Annotated in this window: 1 protein-coding gene; it reads right to left on the reverse strand. The window is 70.7% G+C overall.

Features of this window, described 5'->3' with window-relative positions; genetic code table 11:
* Nucleotides 1–6,405 (reverse strand): non-ribosomal peptide synthetase (locus BLQ58_RS28560; RefSeq protein ID WP_139186201.1); only part of this gene is annotated, 6,405 nt, incomplete at both ends.

The following is a 6,405-nucleotide window of genomic DNA, read 5'->3' on the forward strand; positions in this document are numbered from 1 at the left end:
CAGCAGTTCGCCATAGCGCAGCGTTTGCTCGCCGCAGATCACCGCGACGGCTTCGGGTTGCGCGGCGGCATGGCGGGCGATGTGGGCGTGCACGGCCAGGCCATCGGCGGCGGGCATCTCGCCGTGGCCCAGTGTCAGCAGCGCGCGGCGCTCGTCGGCGCTCAGCAGGCCGAGTTCGCCGACGGTGCGTGCCGTGCCGACCGACGCCAACACTGCGATCATCTGCGCGCAGATCCGTTCCACCTGCGCGGCGTCGAACGCGCGCCGCATGTAGGTGAAACTGAGCCGCAACGTCTGCCGCAGGCTGACCTCGACGTCCATCTCGTATTCGGTCAGGCCGGTGCTGCCCTGCGTTTCCAGGCGCAGGCCGCTGCGCGTGGCCGACTCCAGTGCGTCTTCAAGCGGGAAGTTCTCGAACACGAGGATGCTGTCGAACAGGCGCTGGCCGGCCTGGCCGCCCCAGCGCTGGATGTCGGATAGCGGCGTGTGGCCGTGCTCGCGCGCCGACAGGTTGAAGGACTGCAGGTCGCGCAGCCATTCGCCCACGTCCTGCCCCGCGCGCGGCGTGGCCAGGACAGGCAACGTGTTGATGAACAACCCCAGCATCTGCTGGGCGCCGGGCACCTCGGCCGGGCGGCCGGCCACAGTGGCGCCGAACGCCACGCGCTGCTGGCCGGTGTAGCGCTGCAATAGCAGCAGCCACGCCGCCTGCACGACCGTATTGATCGTCACCTTCTGTGCGCGGGCGTAAGCGGCCAGGCGGTCGGTCATCTCGGCGCTGCATGCGTGCTGCAGCAGGCCGTAGCCATCGCCGCCCGCTGGTGCCGGCAGCGCTTCGGCCAGGCGCGTCGGGGTATCGAAGCCCGCGAGCGCGCCGGACCAGAACGATTGCGCAGCGTGGACATCGCGCGTCTGCAGCCAGCCGATGTAGTCGGCGAAGCGGCCGTCCGGCGCGGCCACGTGCTGGCCGGCATATCGCTGGAGCACTTCGCTCAGCAGTTGTGACGTGCTCCAGCCATCCACCAGCAAATGGTGCACGGTCCACACCAGATGGTGCCGGTTGGCGCCAGTGCGGACCAGCGCCAGTCGCATCAGCGGCGGGCGTTCGAGATCGAAGCCGCGCGCCAGTTCGGCGCCGGCCAGCGCGTCGAGCGCCGCCGGCATCGCTGCGGCGTCCTGCCCGGTCCAGTCGTGCGCATCGAAAGGCAGCGGCACGTCGTGCGCCACCCACTGCAACGGCTGGTCTCCGCGCGGAATGAAGCCCGTGCGCAGGGTGTCGTGGCAGGCCAGCGTGTCTCGCCACGCCTGCTCGAAGCGTGCCGGGTCGAGCCCGTCGATGTCGACGCGCAACTGGTTGATATAGGCGTTGCCGGCATCGGCGCGCGCCATGCTGTGGTACAGCATGCCGGCCTGCATCGGCGACAGCGGATAGATGTCGTGCACCTGCGCGGCATCGAGGCCCAGCCCGTCGAGGTGCGGCTGCGCCAGCCGCGCGAGCGGGAAGTCCTCGCTGCGCAAGGTGTTGCGGACTTCGCGCACGCTGCGGGCGTTGCCAGCCGGCGCGAGCCCGGCCAGCGGCGTCGCGGCTGCGGCTACCTCGGCCAGCGTCTGGCGTTCGAACAATTGCTTGGGCGTCAGGTGCCAGCCCGCAGCACGCATGCGCGCGACGATTTGCAGGCTCAGGATCGAATCGCCGCCGAGTTCGAAGAAGTTGTCCGTGCGGCCTACGCGGGCAAGCTTGAGCACGTTGGCCCAGATGCCGGCCAGCGTGGCTTCGATGCCTTCGGCCGGTGTCTCATACGCGGCGGCACCCGTGAACTCGGGCGCCGGCAGCGCGCGGCGGTCGAGCTTGCCGTTCGGTGTGACCGGCATGCGGTCCAGCACGATCAGCGCGCCCGGCACCATGTAGTCGGGCAGTGCCTCACCCAGCCAGTCGCGCAGCGAGTCGGTGTCGATCCGCGCATCATCGGCGGTGGGCACCACGTAGGCCACCAGCCGCGCCGGCCCCTCCTCGGTCCGGGCGATGACAATCGCTTCGCGCACGCTGTCGTGCGCCAGCAGCCGCGCCTCGATTTCGCCGAGTTCGATGCGCAGCCCGCGAATCTTGACCTGGTGATCGAGCCGGCCCAGGTATTCGATCTGGCCGTCTCCACGGCGGCGCACCAGGTCGCCGGTGCGGTACAGGCGCTCGCCGTGCTGGCCGTGCGGATCCGCGACAAAGCGTTCGGACGTCAGCGCGGCGCGTCCCAGGTAGCCACGCCCGAGCCCGGCGCCGCCCAGATACAGTTCGCCCGCCACGCCGGCTGGCACTGGATGCAGCGCGGCGTCCAGCACGTGGGCGCTGACGTTCGCGATGGGACGGCCGATCGGCACCGAATGGCCGGCGTCGTCGCGGCAGGTCCAGTGTGTGACGTCGATGGCCGCTTCGGTAGGGCCGTACAGATTGTGCAGTCCGGCCTGCGGCAGCAGCGCCCTCGCGCGGTGTGCCAGATCGGCGGGCAGCGCCTCGCCGCTGCAGACGATGTGGCGCAGGCTACCGCAGGAAGCCGCGATGCTGTCGTCGGCGACGAATGCCTGCAACATCGACGGCACGAAATGCAGCGTCGTGACGCGATGGCGCGCAATCAGCGCGGCGATCCGCTGCGGATCGCGATGGTCGCCGGGCGCCGCCAGCGCCAGCCGCGCGCCGGTCATCAGGGGCCAGAAGAACTCCCAGACCGACACGTCGAAGCTGAATGGTGTCTTCTGCAGCACCGTCTCCGCAGCATCGAGACCGTATTGCCGCTGCATCCACCAGAGTCGGTTGAACAGCGCGCCATGCCGGTTGCCGGCGCCCTTGGGCCGCCCCGTGGAGCCGGACGTGTAGATCACGTAGGCCAGGTGCTCGGGCGACAGGGCCGGCGCGGGATTGGCGTCGGCGCCGCCGGCGTACAACGCCGGGTCGGTCAGGTCGAGCGTTTGTGGCGGACGCGATAGCGCCGGCAGGGCATCGGGCCGCTGCACCAGCACCAGCGCCACGCCACTATCCTCGATCATGTACGCCAGCCGCTCGGCCGGGTAGTCGGGGTCGAACGGCACATAGGCGCCGCCGGCCTTCATGATGGCGAGCAGTGCCACCACCATCTCCACCGAGCGCTCGGCCAGCACGCCCACGGGCACATCAGGCCCCACGCCGCGCGCGATCAGGCCGTGCGCGAGCGCGTTGGCGCGGCGGTTCAGCGCGGCATAGGTCAGCGACTGGTCGCCGAAGCACAGCGCGATGGCATCGGGCTGTGCGGCGGCACGCGCCTCGAACAGCCGGTGGACTGGCGTGACGGCGGGATAGGGCTCAGGCGCGGCACCCAGCGCCAGCGCCGCCTGTGCGTCGGCAGGCGCCAGCAGGCCGATGGCCGCAAGCGGGCGCGTGGCATCGGCCGCCATTTGGCGCAGCACCGCGAACAGGCTGTCCGCCAGTTGCCGCGCCTGGTCGTCGGCCAGCAGCGCACGGTCGAAACGGCAGGTCAGGTGCAGCGTGTCGGTGTGTGCGAACAGCAGCGTCAACGGGTAGTTGGTCTCCGCCACGTTGCGCACGCTGGAGAACGCGACGCCGTCCGGCGTGCGGCGCAGCGCGGCGTCCACCGGATAGTTCTCGAAGACGACGATCGAATCGAACAGCGCCTGGCCGCTCTGGCCGGCCCAGCGCTGCACCTCGTAGAGCGGCGTGTGCTCGTGCTCGCGCAGCGCCAGGTTCAGCGCCTGCACATGGCGCAGCCAGTCGCCCACGGGCTGCTGCGGCTGCGGCGCGGCCACCACGGGCAGCGTGTTGATGAACAGGCCCAGCATCTGCTGCGATGCCGGCAACTCGGCGGGACGCCCGGCCACGGTGGCGCCAAACGTCACGCAGGGCTGGCTCGTGCAGCGTTGCAGCACCAGCAGCCACGCCGCCTGCACCAGCGTGTTCAGCGTGACCTTCTGCGTACGGGCGAAGCTGGCCAGCGCAGCGGTTTCGCTGGCGCCGAGCGCATGCTGCTGCTCGCCCTGACCCGTTTCACCGGCCGTGGGGGCCGGCAGCGCGGCCAGCAGCCGCGTGGGTTCGTCCAGCGGCAGCAGTTGCGCCTGCCAGAATGCGCGGCTGTCTTCGATATCGCGTGCCTGCAGCCAGCCGATGTAGTCGGCAAAGCGGCCCGCCGTGGGCGGCAGCGCTTCGCCGGCGTAGTGGCGCAGCACCTCGCCCAGCAGCTGCGCGGTGCTCCAGCCATCCAGCAGCAGGTGGTGGACCGTCCAGATCAGGTGATGCCGCGTGGCGCCGGTGCGCAACAGCGCCACGCGCATCAGCGGCGGCCGTTCCAGGTCGAATCCCTGTGCACGCTGGCTGGCGGCGAACGCGTCGAGCTCGGCCACCTCGCGGCCGGTCCAGTCCTCGACGGTCACCGGCAGTGTCACGTGTCTGGCCACCCACTGCAGCGGCTGCCCGGCGCGATGCAGGAAGCCACAGCGCAGGCTGTCGTGCCGCGCCAGTGCGGCTTGCCAGGCTGCGGTGAAGCGTTGGGGGTCGACGCCATCGATATCAACGCGCAACTGATTGGTGTATGTGCTGCCGTGGTCGGAAAACACGCTGTGGAACAGCATGCCGGCCTGCATCGGCGACAGCGGATACAGGTCTTGCGCGGCGGCCGGATCGAGCGCCAGCGCGTCGAGTTCGGACTGCGACACGCGCGCGAGCGGAAAATCCGACGGCGTCAGGCCGGCGGCGCCCGACGTGCAGTGGGCGATCACGGCCTGCAGTTCGTCGCGGAACGCGGCCGCCAGCGCTTCGATGGTCGCCGCGCGATAACGGGTGCCGGCGTATGCCAGAGACAGCGTCAACTGGCCGTTGCGTACCTGGCCGCTGACCGATAGCGGATGCGAGAGCGGCGTGCCGGGGTCCTGGTTGGCGCCGGTGCCGGCGGCGGAAAGCTGCCAGGGCGCGTCGTCGCCCAGGCTGGAATCGACCTGCCCCAGGTAGTTGAACACCACCTCCGGCTTGGGCACGGCGGCCAGCGCCTGCTGCTGGGCAGGCGTGCCAAAACGGCGCAGCAGGCCAAAGCCGATGCCTTCGCCGGGCACCGCGCGCAGTTGTTCCTTCACGGCCTGGATGGCCGGGCCGATGGTCCCGTCGACGCCACCGCTGGCGTTGAGCGCCACCGGGAACATCGTCGTGAACCAGCCGACCGTTCGGCTCAGGTCGATCGCATCGTCCACACCGGCCGCGCGACCGTGGCTTTCGAGGTCGATCAGCACCTGCGGCCGAGCGGTCCAGCGCGACAGCGCGCGGGCGAGCGCCGTCAGCAGCAGGTCGTTCACACGCGTGCGGTAAGCGCCGGGCGCGCGGTGCAGCAGCGCCTGGGTGACGTCGGCGGGCAGGGTGACGGCCACGCTGGCGCGGTCGGCGATGGCCGGCGTACCGCCAGTTCCATCGGCGGGCAGCGTGCCGTCGATGGCGGACAGCGCCTGCCAGTGCGCCAGTTCGTCCGCGCGGCGGGCCGCATGGTCGCGCAATGCCCGTGACCAGCGCTGGTACGACGCGGTGCGGGCCAGCGTGGGTGCCATGCCATCGAGCCGCTGGCGATAGGCGGTAAACAGGTCATCGACGAGCACGCGCCACGACACGCCATCGACGACCAGGTGGTGCACCACGAGCAGCAGTTGCCACCGACCGGCGGCTTGCAACGCCACCGCGCGTAGCAGGGGCCCGTGCGCGATATCGAGGCTGCGCTGGGCGGCCTCGCAGTGGGACAGGCGTTCGGCTTCCGACGCAGCCGGGCAGACCCAGAGCAGGTCCGCGCACGCTTCGGTATCGGCGTAGGACTGCTGCCACGCGCCCGCTACCTGCGTGAAACGCAGCCGCAGTGCATCGTGATGGGCTACGACGTCAGCCAGCGCCAGGCGAAGCGCGTCGGTATCGAGCGCGCCGCGGCAATCGAGCAGCACCGACTGGTTCCAGTGGTTGCGCGCCGGCATCGGCACCGCGAAGTAATCGGCCTGGATGGGCAGCAGCGGCACGTCGCCGGTGGGCGCGGCGTCGTCAGTCTGGGTCTGTTCGGCGGCCACGGCAACGGCGGCCAGTTCGGCAAGCGTCTGGCGCTCGAACATCTGGCGTGGCGTGACCACCCAGCCTGCCGACCGGGCGCGCGCGACGATCTGCAGGCTCAGGATCGAGTCGCCGCCGAGTTCGAAGAAGTTGTCGGCGCGGCCCACGCGCGGCAGTCCCAGCACCTCGGACCAGATCGCGGCGAGCGCGGTCTCGGCACCGCTCTCGGGTGCGACGAATGCCTGCCCGCTGTCGAACACAGGCGCGGGCAGCGCGCGGCGGTCGAGCTTGCCGTTGGGCGTGAGGGGCAGCGCGTCGAGCACCACGAACGCGGCCGGCACCATGTAGTCGGGCAG

The organism is Ralstonia sp. 25mfcol4.1 (assembly GCF_900104095.1).
GTDB lineage: Bacteria > Pseudomonadota > Gammaproteobacteria > Burkholderiales > Burkholderiaceae > Cupriavidus.